The 15,688-nt window shown below is 68.9% G+C and carries 11 protein-coding genes; 6 read left to right on the plus strand and 5 right to left on the minus strand.

The features are described 5' to 3' along the window. Positions 1-7 precede the first annotated feature (7 nt). On the minus strand, positions 8-1,186 hold the full coding sequence (locus ACH4U7_RS47020; protein ID WP_398533913.1) for a phytanoyl-CoA dioxygenase family protein: 1,179 nt from the start codon (positions 1,184-1,186) through the stop codon (positions 8-10). A gap of 109 nt (positions 1,187-1,295) precedes the next feature. Between ACH4U7_RS47020 and ACH4U7_RS47025 the strand changes: the two genes are divergently transcribed. The 3 genes from ACH4U7_RS47025 to ACH4U7_RS47035 all read left to right on the plus strand — a co-directional run bounded on the left by ACH4U7_RS47025 (position 1,296) and on the right by ACH4U7_RS47035 (position 4,266). After that, entirely contained in the window at positions 1,296-2,348 is a 1,053-nt protein-coding gene (locus ACH4U7_RS47025; protein WP_398533914.1) for a LacI family DNA-binding transcriptional regulator, read from the plus strand. 103 nt (positions 2,349-2,451) lie between these two features. Then, positions 2,452-3,567, plus strand: a complete 1,116-nt coding sequence (locus ACH4U7_RS47030; RefSeq protein ID WP_398533915.1) for an SGNH/GDSL hydrolase family protein — start codon at positions 2,452-2,454, stop codon at positions 3,565-3,567. A 42-nt stretch (positions 3,568-3,609) separates the two neighbouring features. Continuing rightward, complete coding sequence (locus ACH4U7_RS47035) at positions 3,610-4,266, plus strand: maleylpyruvate isomerase N-terminal domain-containing protein (RefSeq protein WP_398533916.1); 657 nt, start codon at positions 3,610-3,612, stop codon at positions 4,264-4,266. Here ACH4U7_RS47035 and ACH4U7_RS47040 read toward each other — a convergent pair. After that, positions 4,256-5,941 (minus strand): tetratricopeptide repeat protein, encoded by a 1,686-nt coding sequence (locus tag ACH4U7_RS47040; RefSeq protein ID WP_398533917.1) that lies wholly within the window; start codon positions 5,939-5,941, stop codon positions 4,256-4,258. The two genes, ACH4U7_RS47035 and ACH4U7_RS47040, sit on opposite strands and share 11 nt — an antisense overlap. Before the next feature lie 107 nt (positions 5,942-6,048). Between ACH4U7_RS47040 and ACH4U7_RS47045 the strand changes: the two genes are divergently transcribed. Further along, positions 6,049-7,305: a cytochrome P450 gene (locus ACH4U7_RS47045; RefSeq protein ID WP_398533918.1), complete on the plus strand. Its 1,257-nt coding sequence runs from the start codon at positions 6,049-6,051 to the stop codon at positions 7,303-7,305. Positions 7,306-7,377: 72 nt separating this feature from the next. Here the strand turns inward: ACH4U7_RS47045 and ACH4U7_RS47050 are convergent, their stop codons facing one another. The 3 genes from ACH4U7_RS47050 to ACH4U7_RS47060 form a co-directional block, all read right to left on the minus strand. Further along, entirely contained in the window at positions 7,378-8,532 is a 1,155-nt protein-coding gene (locus ACH4U7_RS47050) for a family 43 glycosylhydrolase (protein ID WP_398533919.1), read from the minus strand. A gap of 288 nt (positions 8,533-8,820) precedes the next feature. Then, entirely contained in the window at positions 8,821-11,676 is a 2,856-nt protein-coding gene (locus ACH4U7_RS47055) for a discoidin domain-containing protein (RefSeq protein ID WP_398533920.1), read from the minus strand. A 282-nt stretch (positions 11,677-11,958) separates the two neighbouring features. Further along, positions 11,959-12,987 carry a LacI family DNA-binding transcriptional regulator gene (locus tag ACH4U7_RS47060; protein WP_398533921.1) on the minus strand — a complete coding sequence of 343 codons (1,029 nt, stop codon included), beginning with the start codon at positions 12,985-12,987 and terminating at the stop codon, positions 11,959-11,961. A gap of 288 nt (positions 12,988-13,275) precedes the next feature. Here ACH4U7_RS47060 and ACH4U7_RS47065 point away from each other — a divergent pair, with 288 nt between their 5' ends. Both ACH4U7_RS47065 and ACH4U7_RS47070 read left to right on the plus strand, forming a co-directional pair. After that, on the plus strand, positions 13,276-14,586 hold the full coding sequence (locus tag ACH4U7_RS47065) for an ABC transporter substrate-binding protein (protein ID WP_398533922.1): 1,311 nt from the start codon (positions 13,276-13,278) through the stop codon (positions 14,584-14,586). 100 nt (positions 14,587-14,686) lie between these two features. Further along, a complete protein-coding gene (locus ACH4U7_RS47070) occupies positions 14,687-15,661 on the plus strand; it encodes a carbohydrate ABC transporter permease (RefSeq protein ID WP_089511908.1) in 975 nt (324 codons plus the stop codon). The last annotated feature ends 27 nt before the right edge of the window (positions 15,662-15,688 follow it).

The raw sequence follows: 15,688 nt of genomic DNA on the forward strand, positions 1-15,688 counted from the left end.
GTCCCCTTCAGCCCTGGCGGCGCTCGGCGCCCGCGTGCAGTTCCTGGCGCAGCCGGTCGGGGGCCCAGCCCTCGGTGACGGCCTGCCAGACGGTGTCCGCCTGCGAGGACGGTGCGAGACCGTCGACCGGCGGGTCGAGGTCGAGGTTGGTGGGGAACGGGTAGCCCTCGGCGGTGGCGGCGACCACCCGGCGCAGCCAGTCCTCGGAGGCGCCCTCGGCCTTGCGGCGCAGCAGCACCGGGAAGAGCGCGTTGGCCATCGCCTCGCGGTCGACCGTCTCCATGGCGCGGCCGAAGGCGGAGGACACCTGCAGCAGATTGGCCATGCGCCTGATGTCGGCGGAGCGGTTGTGCCCGGCGGCGTGGAAGAGCGCGGGGTTGAAGAAGACGGCGTCCCCCTTGTCCAGCGGGAGTTGGACGTAGTGGGCCTCGAAGTATTCGGCGAACCACGGGAGCCGCCAGGCGAGATAGCCGGGCTCGTACTTCTGTGAATGCGGCAGATACATCGTCGGGCCGGACTCGACGGGCATATCGCAGTGGGCCACCGCGCCCTGGAGGGTCAGCACGGGCGACAGCCGGTGGACGTGCGCCGGGTAGCCGGCGGCCCGCTCCTGGCCGAGGAAGCCCAGGTGGTAGTCGCGGTGCACGCGCTGCGCGGCGCCGCCCGGGTTGACCACGTTGACCTGTGAGGTCACCTGGTAGGCAGGGCCGAGCCAGGCTTCGGAGACCAGCTCCAGCATGTCGTTGGCGTAGTAGTCGGCGAACGCCTCCGGTGCGCGCACCGCCACCTTGTCAAGGGCGTTCCACACCCGGTCGTTGGCGCCCGGCTTGGCGAAGTGGTCGCCGCGGGCCCCGCCCGTGGCGCGTTCCTCCTCGATCAGCGAATGGAATGTCTCGGACGCCCGGTCCACGACGGCCGCGTCGGGGAACGCGCCCTTGAGGACCACGATGCCGGGGCCGTCCAGCAGGGCCCGCACCAGCTCGCTCTGGACGGCCCGACGCCCTTCCGGCGTGTCCGCGAGGGCGCGCAGCCGACCGCTGTCGTAGAGCAGAACGTTCCGTTCGACCCGCTCGGCCGAAGGGTAGTCGCCCGCATCGGTCCGCTGCTCGACGAGCGACCGGAAGGTGCTCGGATCGCAGTCTTCCTCGGTCAGCCAAGTCCGTGATCCCGCAGGTACAGGGGACATCCCGGGTCCTTTCGCAGTCCGTGCCCTTCTGTCAGTCTGGTGAATCCCAACCCATCATTCAATCCTCAGCAGTACATCAAAAAACCATCATCCACTTGAGGGAACACTCATGGGGCACCCCTATCCGATCAGGGAAATCGCCCGTCAGGCCGGGCTGAGCACGGCCACGGTCGACCGGGTCCTCAACGGCCGCGGCGGTGTGCGGGAGAGCACAGTCAGGGAGGTGCATGAGGCGATCAAGGACCTGGACCGGCAGCGCGGCCAGATCCGTATCGGGGGCCGCACCTTCATGATCGACATCGTGATGCAGGCGCCGGAGCGGTTCTCCAGCGCCGTACGCGACGCGCTCGAAGCGGAGCTGCCCTCCCTGCACCCCGCGGTCGTCCGCTCGCGCTTCCACTTCCGCGAGACCTGTCCCCCCGCCGAGCTGATCGGAACCCTGGACAAGGTCGCCAAGCGGGGGTCCCAAGGCGTGCTCCTCAAGGCCCCGGACGTCCCGGAGATCGGCGCCGCCGTCGGCCGGCTGGCCGCGGCCGGCATTCCCGTCGTCACCCTGGTCACCGATCTGCCCCACAGCGCCCGCATGGCGTACGTCGGCATCGACAACCGCGCGGCCGGGGCCACCGCCGCGTACCTGATCGGGCAGTGGCTCGGCGACCGCCCCGGCCATGTGCTCACCACCATCAGCCGGGGCTCCTTCCGCGGCGAGGAGGAGCGCGAGATGGGCTTCCGCAGCGCCATGCGCCTCACCCAGCCCACCCGGTCCCTGGTGGAGGTCACCGACAGCGACGGTCTGGACGTCACTCAGCGCGAACTCGCCCTCGCGGCGCTCGAACGCGACGAGGACATCGTCGCGGTCTACTCCATGGGGGGCGGCAACCTCGCCACCCTCGACGCCTTCGACGCCCTGGGCCGGAAGTGCGCCGTGTTCATCGCCCACGACCTGGACCACGACAACACCGGGCTGCTGCGCGAGCGTCGGCTGTCCGCGGTCCTCCACCACGATCTGCGCCAGGACATGCGCCGCGCCTGCCAGACCATCATGCGGGCCCACCAGGCGCTGCCGCCGGGCGACGGGCCCTTGCTGCCCTCGGCGATCCAGGTGGTCACGCCGTACAACATGCCGCCCGGGGACCCGGGCCCCGAGCACGGGGGCGGATGAACCCTCGGCGACCTGTCGCATTCCCCGCCCCACGCATACAGTGGTGCGGCTCTGTGCTGTGTCCCACCATCATGTGCTCGCCCCACCGTCAAAGGATGGCCACATGCGGACGCCCCGTCACATCCCCCGAAGAACGCTGGTCACGGCCGCCGCCGCGGGCCTCGTCACCGCCGCCACCTCCCCCGCGCAGGCGGCCGGAACCCGGGCCCGGTTCCACACGGCGGGCCGGGTCAAGAACACCGCCGACGGGTCGGTGCGGTACACCTGGCCCGGCATCTACTTCGAGGGCCGGTTCCGCGGCACGGGTGTCGGCGTCGTCCTCGACGACTCCGACAACGACTACGACGTGCAGATCGACGGAACGACCGCCGCCACCCTGGTGACCCCGGGCCGGACCACCTCGTGGATCGGCGGCCTCCCCGACACCGAGCACCGCGTACGCCTCGTCAAACGCACGGAAAGCCCTTGGGCCGTGGGCCGGTTCGGCGGATTCGTCGCCGCTCCCGGGGGCGCGGTCCTGGCCGCACCCCGGGCCCGGAGCAGACAGATCGAGTTCATCGGTGACTCCTTCACCGCTGGTTACGGCAATGTCTCCGGTACACGCGACTGTTCGAGCAACGGCGGAGTCAACCGGAACACCAACGCCGACCTCGCCTTCGGCGCCCTGACCGCCCAACGCCTCGACGCCGACTACCAGCTCAACGCGTACTCCGGCCTCGGCATGGTCCGCAACTACAACGGCAGCAGCCCCGACACCGACTTCCGCACGTACTACGACCGGGCCCTGCTGAACGTCGACGGCGACGTCTGGCGGAAACCGCACACCTGGCGGCCGCGGGTCGTCGTGCTCGGCCTGGGCATCAACGACTTCTCGACCCCGCTCAACCCGGGCGAGCGCTGGACCACCCAGGACCAGCTGATCGCGGCCTACGAGAGCGCCTACCACGGCTTCCTCGACAAGCTGCGCGCCCGCTACGGCCCCGAGACATTCCTCGTGGTCAGCGCCACCTACCTCGCCAACACCACCGCGTTCGCCGAGACCGCCCTGCGGATCGTCCAGGAGCGCAACCGGCGGGGCGACACCCGGGTCCGCTCCTGGTACTACGACGACCCCGCCCTGGACCGCCTCGGCTGCGACTGGCACCCCTCGGCCCATGACCACCGGATCATCTCCGGTCAGCTCGACAACTACCTCACCGCCCTCCCGCTGCGCTGGTAGAAATCGGTCGCGGGGCGGGCCGGGCGCTGCTAGCTTGCGGCCGTGGACCTCTTCTCACGTTCTTGGACAGCGTTACGCACAGCGGTCGCGGAACTCGCGGACGAGGACTTCGCACAGCCGTCCGGCTGTGCCGGCTGGCTCGTGCGGGATCTGGTGTGCCATCTGGTGATCGACGCTCAGGACGTCCTGATCACCCTGGTGACGCCCACCGAAGCGGAGCCGACACGCGACGCGGTGACCTACTGGGCGGTCAGCGACACGCCGCCGACCGGTGACGATCCGCTGGACGCGCTGACCGTCCGGCTGGCCGCTGCGTACGAGGAGCCGGGGCTGCTCAAGTTCCACCTCGACGACGTCGGCTCGGCCGCCGGGCGCGCGGCCGAACTCGCCGACCCGGCCCTGCGGGTCAGCACCCAGGACATGGTGCTGACCTCGGGCGACTACCTCAGGGCGTACGTCCTGGAGTGGACCCTGCACCACCTCGACCTGATCGCGCATCTCCCGCAGGTGGCGGAACCGCCCGCCGAGGGCCTGGCCCGGTCACGCGAGATGCTGGAGAAGATCGCCGGGGCGGCGTTTCCCGCGTCGTGGTCCGACAAGGACACGCTGCTGGTCGGCACCGGACGGCGCGCCCCGACCGGCGCGGAGAAGGCCGAACTGGGCGAACTGGCCTCCAAACTCCCGCTCGTCATCGGATGACCGGCTGGCAGCACGGCGTGTCCGCCGGGCTCCCGGAATCGAGGCGGCAGAAGCAGGACGCCGTGATCGGGACGTCCGCGAGCGCGGCGGCGACGGTCAGTTGCTTGGCCACGATCCGCGCCTCCGCCGCCTTGCCGAGCCGCACCAGGCACTCGTGGTAGCCATGCAGCGCCCATACGTTCGCGGGGTGCTGTGAGGCCCTGGGGAGCGTGTCGTCGATCCCGAGGTCCGCCCGGTACACGGCCTCCGCCTCTTCGACCCGCCCTTGCTCGAGAAGCAGCGCCCCGTACGCGTGACGGGTCGGTTGCATCCAGCCCCAGGGCTCGTCGTAGGGGAGATTGTCGTCGAGGTCGATGGACCGGGCGAGCGACGCGAAGGCCAGTCCGTACTCGCCCTTCCGGTAGTGGAGCTCACCGTCGAGCATCGCCGAGGCGATGTCGAGAATGTCCCGGCAGGTGTTGTTGAACAGCATGCGACTCGCGGGGACACGCTCGCGCGCGGAGCGGAAGGAGTCACGTGCGGCCTCGGCCTGGTGGATCATCCCCATGGCGGAGTACGCCACTCCGCGGGCGTAGTGCAGCATCGCCGTGGTGACGCAGTAGAGCTGGGGATCGGCCGGCAACGACAGGGCGAGGATGTCCTCCCAGCGGCCGAAGCGGATGAGGACGTGCACGCGCATGGCGAGGAAGCCTTCGAGCCAGTCGGCCATGGGCGGGCTGTCGGCCCGCAGCAGTTCCTCGGGGATCGATGCCTCCAGTCGGGCCGCGGTGTCGAGCGCCGTCCCGCACTGCCCCAGGAACATCGCACCGTAGATCTTGAAGTGGTAGTTGTGGGAGCGGTACAGCGTATAGAAGTTCATCGCGCCCGCATGCCGCAGATACTTCTCGTCGGCCACGATGGCGTCGGTGTTGACCTCCACGACATGCCGGTAGTCGCCGCACAGCACATCGAGATGTGACGGCATGTGATGCAGATGGCCGGCGTCGGGGACCAGCCCGCGCAGCCGGTCGGCGACGACGAGCGCCTTCTCGGGCGTCGGTGACATCTCCATCAGATGGATGTACATATGCAGCACGCCGGGATGGCGGGCGCCGGCCTCGCTCCGCAGCGCCCGGTCGAGGACGGCCCCGGCCTCGACCGTCCGGGCGTCCGCGGCGGGCTCGCCGGTGCGCAGGTCCCACAGCTTCCACGGAGTCAGGTTCATCAGCGCGTCGGCGTAGAGGGTGGCGACGTCGAGGTCGTCGGACGCCCGTTCGTACACCGCGCGCATGGCCTCGGCGTACGGCGCGTTCCAGATCGAGCAGTCCTCCGCAGCGTGCGACTGCGGATAGCGGGCGCGCAGCGCTTCGATCAGCGCCCGCTCGGTCGGCGTCGCGCCCGCCGACGTCGCATGAGCCCGCTCCACCGCCTCGTGCGTCCTGTGGACCGTCCGCTCCAGATCCGCGCCGTCGAAGAAGTCCCAGGGCTTGTTGTAGTTGGGTCCCAGCGCGTACGCGACGCCCCAGTGGGCCATGGCGCAGTCAGGATCGGCGTCCGCTGCGGCCTCGAAGCAGGCCACGGCCTCCTCGTGGTTGAACGCGTACGTCCACACCAGCCCCCGGTCGAACCAGAGCTGCGCCTCGGGTGAACGTGTCGAGACGGGCCGGGTGAGGGTCCCGAGGTCGAAATAGTCCATCAGCATCTCCCGTGTCGCGCCCTGTGCCGCCTGTTTATGTTCATGGATATACCCTTGCAGACGATAAGTGCGCTTCATGTGTCTGTGGTGTGCTTCGGGAGGCCGCAATGACCCAGCAGCCGATTGCTCTGCCCTATGGCGACCCCGCCTTCGTGGCGGACCCCTTCCCCTTCTACCGGCAGCTGTGCCAGGGGCGGCCGGGCGAGGGCGGTCCGGTGCGGCGCGCGGTTATCGCAGGCGGCCTGGAGGTGTGGCTGGTCACGACCTTCGAGGAATGCCTGGCCGCCCTGTCCGACCCGCGGCTGAGCAGCGATGTCCGCCTGGCGTCGGACCCCCGTCTGATGCGGCAGCTGCCCGTGGCGGAGCGTGAGTCCATGCTGGGCAATATGCTGCGGGCCGATCCGCCCGACCACACCCGGCTGCGCCGGCTGGTCTCACGGGCGTTCACCGCGCGCCGGGTCGCCGAACTGCGGCCCCATGTCCAGGAGATCGCCGACCGGCTGCTGGACGCGGTCGTGCCGACCGGTCGAGCGGATCTGATCGAGGACTTCGCGCTGCCGCTTCCGGTCACCGTGATCAGCGAGCTCCTCGGAGTGCCCACCGATGACCGGCGCGCGTTCCAGCGGTGGGTCGACGACCTGCTCCCGTGGGGGGCGGAACCGCAGGATCCATCGGTCGTCGAGCGCGCATGGCGGCAGATGCGCGCGTATCTGACCGGGCTGCTGGCGACCAAGCGGGTCCGGCCCGGAGATGACCTGCTCAGCGCGCTGATCGAGGCGCGGGACGAGCAGCATCGGCTGACCGAGGACGAGCTGGTCTCCATGGCGTTCCTGCTGCTGGCGGCCGGTTACATCACCACGGTCAATCTGATCGGCGGCGGCATCGCCGCGCTGCTGGCCCATCCCGATCAGCTCCGGATGCTGCGGGAGGACCCGGCGCTGCTGCCGGACGCGATCGAGGAGCTGCTGCGTTACGACGGGCCGCTCAACCCCGGGATCGCCCGGTTCGCGAGCGAGGACGTCTCCATCGCGGGTGTGGACATCCCGCGGGGCGCGACCGTGCTGGTCGGCTCGGCCTTGGCCGATCGCGATCCGGAGCGCTTCCCCGACCCCGATCGGCTGGACATCACGCGCGGGGACAGCGCCCACCTCGCGTTCGGCCACGGCATTCACTACTGCCTCGGGGCGTCGCTGGCCCGGATGGAGGGGGAGGTCGCCATCGGCACCGTCCTGCGCCGCCTCCCCCAGCTCGCCCTGAGCGTGGCACCCGACGAGCTGCCGTGGCGGCCCACCGGTCTGCGCGGTCCCGAGCGGCTGCCCGTCACCTTCACCCCGGGCGCCCCGCTCGCGGCCGTTCCCTCTTGATCGACCTGTCACCGCGGGTCAGCGGGCCATCGCAGCGATGGCCCGCTGACGCTGATGGCGCGTCTCGTCCGGCTACTCCCCTGACGGTGCGGTCAGCGGAACGCCGGTGGCCACCGGGGTGCCGAAGTTCGGTGTGCCGTCCGCGTTCCAGGTGAACTTCTGCGCTCTGGTGCTGCGGTTCATGTCACAGCCACCGCCGGCGGAGCTGTTGGCGTGGTAGACCATCCAGTCCTCGGTCCCGTCGGGCGACTTGAAGAAGCCGTTGTGGCCGGGGCCGTATACGCCGTTGGCGTTGGACCGCTGGAAGACCGGGTTCGGTGACTTGACCCAGGAGGAGGAGTTGAGCGGGTCGCCACCGTTGTAGGTGAGCATCCCCAGCTTGTAGTCGGGCGTGGAACAGTGGCTGGCGGAGTAGATGATGAAGGTCTTGCCGTTGCGCTGAAGGACCTCGCCACCCTCGTTGACCGCGCCGCCCACCGTCTCCCAGCTGTAGGTGGGGGTGGACAGCAGATGGCGGGTGCCGCTCGCGGTCCACGGGTTCGACAGCGGCCGGATGAACATCGGCTGCGAACCGTTGTAGTACGTGCCGAGGAGGTAGAGCTTGCCGTTCAGCTGCAGGATGCTCGGGTCCAGCTCCCAGGTGTTGTCCTGGGTCGGGTCGAGCAGATCGGCCTTGAAGGTGTACGGCCCCATCGGGTCCGTACCGGCGCTTTCGAGCACATGGATCCGCTGGGTGCCCAGGTCGTACGGCTCCCGTCCAGCTGTGTAGTAGAAGTACCAGCGCTTTCCGTTCGGGCCGTCCAGCAGATGGAACTCCGGGGCCCACATGGTGCCGGCCCCGTTGGGCCGGGTGAGGTTGAAGATCACCTGGTCGGCGGCGGTGGCAAGGCCCCCCAGGGTCTTGGCCTTGCGCATGGTGATCGTGGAGTTCCAGGTGGTGGTGGCGAGGTAGTAGTACCCGTCGTGGTAGGTGAGCCACGGGTCGGGGCCACGCTGGGAGAGCGGGTTGGTGAAGGTGCCCGCGCTCGTGCCACCGCCGGCGTTGCACGTGGCCCGCAGCTGGGTCTCGCTGGTCGACGCGGTGTCGGGGACGTCCAGGCAATTGCCGCCGTCCCGATACCCGACGGCAGCGGCAGTGCCGACGCTGGATGCGGACGGCGCCACCAGGAACGCGACCACCATGGTGAGAACAGCGGTGAGCGCGGACAGACATCTGGCTCGAGTCACCGTGTACCTCCGAGGATGCCCCGGCCGTCAGGCCGGGGAGGAATCGGACTTCTGCGGATCAGGACAGGAAACGGGGTTTCGCCCCCAGGGCGAAGGGCCGCCCACGAGACGGCTGGTGGGATTTCTGACGTGCTGAGCGAGAACCAAGCCAGCACAGCAACTCCTCTGCTTTGCCGTACCAAACCGGGCTGGTTCCAACCCGGCTGGTGCTGGTCGTGTGAGTCCTGTTGTCCCGCTGGGTTGCAGGCGACGTGAGCCAGGAATCCCCTGCTTCAGCTGGGGGAGGGTTCAATGGTGCACATCCTTCATCGGTGGGCGGGCCCCTGGTCCGCCACTCCGGTTGTAGACCTTGACCTCGGTGAGGCCGGTCTTGGCTCCGGAGGCGTTGGTGGCCAGGACCCGGATGCGCTGGGCGCTGAGCGACGGGAACCGCACCACGTTGTAGTTGGCCTGCGGCGCGGCCGGCGTCTTGGTCTGGCCGGGCGCGTCCACCCAGGAACTGCCGTTGTAGTACTGGATGGTGTACGCGGACGGGGCCCGGTAGGTGGCGCTGGCCGGGCGGCTGTCCTTGAAGTGCAGGCGCACCTCGTTGAGTGTTCGGGTGGTGCCGAAGTTCAGCTCGTACCAGTCCTGGCTGTTGGGCGAGCCACCGGCGCCCCAGAACGGCTCATTGGTGGGGTAGCCGTCGACCGCGCCGGAGACATTGCTGCCGGACCCGGTGTAGGAGGCGGACACGGTCGCCCCGGAGGCCAGGTTGGTGGAGTCGGCGGTCAGGTCGACACCGGCCTTGGCGAACATGTCGACGAGCCGGGGGCTGTTCTGCACGACCTGGTTGGGGGCCTGCAGTCCGGGGACGGCGGTGTGGTACGTGACCGTGCCGCTCGTCGTCACCTCGCCGGTGGCCGGGTCCCAGGTGAAGGGCGTCAGCGTGCTGACGGTGGCGACCCGGTTGCCGTTGATGAAGATCGAGTAGCCCTCGGGGACACCCGGGTAGCGCGCCACGCCGTCGGCCGGGTCGTCCCAGACGATGGACAGATCGGCGTTGCGGTAGCGGAGGTTGTTGACGGTGAAGTGGTCCCAGCCGATGTTGATCGGGGACACCTCGACCTTGGCGTCGTTGCGCGGCCGCAGCCCGGCGACGTCCTCGATCACCGTCCAGTTGCTGCTGCCCAGGATGTTGTGGTGGATCCAGGAGCGGTAGTCGATCCCGCTGCCGTTCCAGTCGGCCCAGAACTCGTTGGCGTCGGGCCACTGGGTGTTGCCGCCGACGTACTGCGCCCAGGTGTTCCAGTAGAGCAGCTTCTTGTAGTCGGTGGCGGTCATCCAGGAGTTGGAGTAGTTGCGCAACACCGAGGAGTAGAGCCGGAACTGCACGGTGGAGTTGATGGTGGAGAAGTTGTTGGAGCCCGGGTTCCCGGCGTCGGCGGCCGCCTTCTTGTCGACCTGGTTGGCCGTGTAGAAGGGGAAGACGGGGTACTGGGCCGGGTCGTTGAACAGCCGCAGTGCCTGCTTGTACGTCGAGGTGTTGGGGACGGCTCCGACCGAGAACGGGTAGTAGTTGTTGATTTCCTTCCAGGGCACCCATTCGTTGGTCGACTTGAGCCGGTGCTCGAACAGCTGCCGGCTCGGGTTCCACAACACGTTGACGATGGCGTCCTTGATCTGGTTCGCCAGCGTACGCATCTCGGCGGCCTTGGCCGTGTTGCCGATCGCGTCATACGCCTGTGCCGCGGCCATCGCACCGCTGTACTGGTACGCGGATTCGGCGCGGTCCATGTTGCCGGGCTTCCAGTGGAAGGAGACCGCGTCCGCGTCATTGCCGGTCAGGGCGCCCCAGTCGTACTCGATGAGCTTGTTGTTGTCGTGGTCGTAGTAGGCGAGCTGGCCCTTGACGTCGCCCTCCGCGTAGTGCGCGAGGTTGCCGGCGATGGCCGGCTGGCCGCCGTGGATCTGGTAGCTCTTCCACGCCGCCTCGGCGATGTACTGGGTGTAGCTGTTGGACCAGTTCTCCGGGTCGCCCGGGTTGTCGAGGAAGCGGGCGCCCTTGGACACCTGGCCGACGTTGAGCCAGTCCCCGTAGGCGTACATCGGGTTGCGCAGATACTTGAGGTCGTCGATGTGCATGGGCTGGGTGAGCGCGATCGCGTTGTTGTAGCCGAGGACGCCTTCGGTCGAGCTCGGGAACTGGAAGGTCTGCCCGGGGATGTTGGCGTCGAGGCTGTTGAAGCGCATCAGCCACCAGCGGTAGTAGATGTTCTTCTTGATCGCGGGTTCGGGTACGTCGATGTACGGCACGTTCTGCGCCCACCACAGGTTGTACGCCTTGACGTGGGTGGCGAAGGCGGTGGCGTTGGAGTAGCCGGCGTACGCGTTGTACTCCGTGAGGGAGTCGGGGATCTCATCGGTGATGAAGCCCATCACCACCTTGGCGGTCACGGTGGCCCCGGCCGCGATGGTCACGGACCGGTTCAGGCCGCCACTGTTGGCCGTGAAACCGTCGCCGGTCAGCCGCGGGCGGATGGTGGTGAGGTTGTTGTAGGCGTTGACCTGGCCGGTCAGCTCGCTGCCGGTGCCCGAGGTGGCGTACGGGGAGGTCGCCCGCAGTTGCAGCGTGGTGGAGCTGGAGCCGTTGTTCTTGATCGACAGATTGGTCACGGCGACGTTGTTGTCGGTGATGAACTTCGTCTGATCGACCGTGATCGAGCCGCTGGTGTGCACGCTCTTCCAGTGGCTGGGCATCTGCTTGCGCTGGGAGACCTGTTCGGTGAACGTGCCCGGAGAGATCGCGATGCTGTAGGCGTTCTTGTCGCTGATGCTCTCCCAGTAGGCGACATGGCCGCCGAAACCGAGCACCGCGGGGTCGTGGGTCTTCATGAAGACCGCACGGCCACGGCTCATCAGCCAGGATCCGGCCGGGTCGTTGCCGGTGCGGGCCAGCAGGCGGTCCATCCAGAAGTCGGTTCCCGAGCTCTCCGCGTCGTAGATGGACCGCATCATGTCGCCTGTTGTGTAGGCGACGGGCGGAGCCGGGACGGCGGGTCCGCTGAAGGTCGGAAACCCGATGGTCTGGTCCGCGGCGGCCGGGGTGGTCGCGGAACAGACACTGGCGATGATCAGCCCCAGGGCGACGAGGAGGCGCTTCATGGCAAGGCCAGTGCGGTGTGGTGGTGCTGCGTGTGGTCCATGGCGGCGGCCCCGTGCGGAGCCGTCATCGTGCGTCTTCTCATCGGGGGCTCCCTGTCCGGTTGACAGCAGGCGTTTGCTCGCGATGGTGCTGACGTTCTCCGACGAGGACTCCCGGGAGCCCCGGCGGACGGGGTTCGATCAGGCGTACCGGGGTCGTGCGTGAAACAGACCTAAAAGGTTTTCGCAAAGTCGCAAGGTAAGCGCGTGCCACGCCACTGTCAACAGAAGTAGCGTCACGCCTCAGGACAGCGGTGCCGTGGACCCCCTGATCACCAAGCGGCAGGGCAGCGTCTCGACCCCCGAACGCCTTGCCCCGGCGATCGCGCTGAACAACGCGCGCGCCGCCGCGCGCCCGACCTGCTCCAGATTCAGGTCGACACTGGTCAGCGGCGGACGGGAAGCGGAGGTCAGGACCTGCCAGTTGTCGAAGCCCATGACCGCCACGTCCTCGGGCATCCGGTGGCCGCGCTCGCGCAGTACGTCCATGACGCCGCGGGCGATCTGATCGCTGCCGCACAGCACGGCGTCCACATCCGGGTTCCGGTCGAGCAGCATCGCGGTGGCCGCCCGCCCCCACCCCTCCGACCACGCCCCGAACCGCACCTCGCCGACGAGGCCGAGACCGGCGTCGGCGAGCGCCGCTCGGGCCCCCTCGGCCCGCTCCTGTGCCGCGAGATAGCCGGGGTCGCCGGTGATATGCGCGATCCGGGTACGCCCGCAGGCGAGCAGATGGTCGACGGCGATCCGGCCGGCGCCGACGCTGTCGGGCACGATGGACAGATCCTCCGGATCCTCCGACGGGGCATACGCGTAGACGACGGGGACCGGCAGTTCACGGCCCAGGGACGGACGGGGGTCGGTCCGGCTGCCCACCACGATGAGTCCGTCGACCCGGCGGCCGAGCAGCGCGCGGACATGGTGCTGCTCACGGATCGCGTCACCGCGGGCGTCGCAGAGGAACACCGCGACCTCGCCGGCTCCGAAGGCGTCCTCGGCGCCCATGAGGATCGGGATGGAAAAGCGGCCCTCCAGGTCGCTGGTGAGCAGACCGACGGTGCCCGTACGCCCGGCGAGCAGGCCGCGGGCCAGCTGATTGGGCCGGAACGACAGCCGCTCGGCCGCTTCGATCACCCGCTGCCTGGTCTCCGCGCGTACCTGGCTGCGGCCGTTGAGGGCCTTGGACGCGGTGGCGATGGACACCCCGGCCAGCCGGGCGACGTCGCTGAGGGTGACGGGATGCGAACGAGAGGGGCCGGTGGCCTGGGTCATGGGTTGTACTCCTGTCTCGCGTCGCGTGCCGGGCCGTCGAGCGTGGCACATCGCGCGTAAAAACCGTACGTGACTTGTTCAGGTCGGGGTGTACTCGCGGCGTTTCCGAGGTTTCGATGACTCTCCCACGGCCATTCTCTACAAGGGGATTGACGAGTCATGAGCTCGGTCCTACTTTCTCGGAAAGCCTTTTCGGTTCGTTTCCGTCGCAGAGTTCAGTGCCACCACAGCCATCGTCCCCTCCGGTTCGGCCTGCCCACGGCCCGCCGTCACACAAGGGAGATCGTCATGGGGAGCACGGCCGGACCACGTGGACGCATACGCCGACTCGCCACCGCTGCCCTCGCACTGCTCGCCGCCGCGAGCATGGTCACGGCCTGCGGATCGGACGGGGGCTCGGGCGGCGGAGGGAGCGGAGCGGGCGGCGTCAAGGGTCTCGACGACGGCACCAAGCTGACGCTGTGGACGCGCGCGGCGACCCGGCCGCAGAGCGAGGCGCTGGTCAAGGCGTACAACGCGAGCCACAAGAACAAGATCGAGCTCACCGTCATCCCCACCGACGACTACCAGGCCAAGGTCGGGGCGGCCGCCGGCTCCCGCGATCTGCCCGATCTGTTCGCCTCGGACGTGGTGTTCGTTCCCAACTACACCTCCAGCGGGCTCTTCGCCGACCTCACCGGGCGCATCGACGCCCTGCCCTACGCCAAGAACCTGGCCCAGTCGCATATCAAGGCCGGTACGTACGAGGGCAAGAAGTACGTCGTACCGCATACGCTCGACCTGTCGGTGCTCTTCTACAACAAGGAGCTCTACCGGCGGGCCAAGCTGGACCCCGAGAAGCCGCCCACCAGCCTGCGCGAATGGGACCGGCAGGCGCGGGCCGTGGACGCGCTCGGCGGAGACGTCAACGGCACCTTCTTCGGCGGAAACTGCGGTGGCTGCGGCGTGTTCACCTGGTGGCCGTCCATCTGGGCCGCGGGGGAAGACGTGCTGAACAAGGACGGGACCGAGGCACAACTGTCCTCCGACACCGCGAAGAAGGTCTACCAGACCTACCGCGGCTGGGTGAAGGACGACATCGTGGCCCCCGGTGCGCGCGAGGAGACGGGCACGACCTGGACCGGCGTCTTCCCCAAGGGCAAGGTCGGCGTGATGCCCATGCCGTCGACCACCCTGGGGCTGATGCCGGGGGACCTCGACCTCGGGGTCGCGCCCATCCCCGGACCCGACGGCGGCAAGTCCACCTTCGTCGGCGGTGACGCCATCGGCATCTCCGCCACCAGCAAGTCGGCGGATCAGGCATGGAACTTCCTCGCCTGGTCGCTCGGCGACAAGGCTCAGGTCGACGTGGTCGCCGCGCACAAGGACGTGGTGGCGCGCACCGACCTCGCCTCCAACAAGTTCTCCGCCGCGGACCCGCGGCTGGTGACCATCAACCGGCTGGTGGCGGACGGCCGCACCCCGTACGCGCTCAAGTTCGGCCAGACCTTCAACGACCCCAACGGGCCGTGGCTCACCCTGATGCGCCATGCCGTCTTCGGCGACGGAGGGTCCGTGGAGGAGGACAACAAGGCGGTCAACGCCTCGCTGACCGACTGAGCCACGCAGCCTTCCGGGGCCCGTGAACCCCGCACCCTCGCATCCCCGCATCCCGCGTCCGCGGCATCACCCCTCCCACGTCACCCGGCAGAGGAGAGCCATGCAGGTGAAGGCGCCCGACCGCACGGCCGCCGAGCACCGGGCCCGGTCGGCGCGCCCGGCCCGCCCGGCCCGCCGCCCCCGACCGTCCGCACCCCGGTGGTGGCGGTCCCGGAAGGTCCAGGGGCTCGGCTACGCGGCCCCCACGGCCGTGTTCGTCGCGGTCTTCTTCGTACTGCCCCTGCTGCTCGTCGGGCAGATGTCGCTCCACGACTGGCCGCTGCTCGCCGGCGACCGGGGCGGCAACGCCCCCGAGAACTACACCGACGTCACCGACTCCACCCTGTTCTGGCCCGCGGTCCGCTTCACCCTCCTCTACACCGTGATCGTCACGGTCGTCCTCCTCGGACTGGCCCTCCTCCTCGCCCTGCTGGTGCAGGAGTCCCGCCCCGGGGCGGGCTTCTTCCGCACCGTCTACTTCCTGCCCAGCGCCCTGGGCCTGGCCTCCGCGTCCCTGCTGTTCTGGGGCCTGTACAGCCCCACCACCGGACCGCTGAGCGACATCCTGGAAACCTTCGGCATCGCCGACGGACCGGTGTCCTTCCTCGGCTCGCCGACCTCCGCCCTGCTGTCGACGGTCTTCCTCATCGTCTGGAAGTTCGCCGGTTTCTACATGCTGATCCTCCTCGTGGGCCTCCAGCGCATCCCCCACGAGGTGTACGAGGCGGCGCGGATGGACGGTGCGAGCCGCGGCCAGATCTTCCGCGGTATCACCTTGCCGCTGCTGCGGCCGTCCCTCGCGCTGTCCCTGCTGCTCTGCGTCACCGGTTCGCTGCTCGCGTTCGACCAGTTCTTCATCCTCACCAAGGGCGGACCGGACAACAGCACCGTCACCGTGGTGCAGCTGATCTACCGCGAGGCCTTCCAGCGGATGAACCTCGGCACCGCGGCGGCCCTCTCGATCATCGTGCTGGCCGCGCTGCTCCTGCTCAACGTCGCCCAGTTCCGCGGTCTGCGCCGCGCCGACGAGTCATGACACCCACCTCATGAGAAGGGACACCAC

The organism is Streptomyces sp. NPDC020845 (assembly GCF_044334165.1).
Lineage (GTDB): Bacteria > Actinomycetota > Actinomycetes > Streptomycetales > Streptomycetaceae > Streptomyces.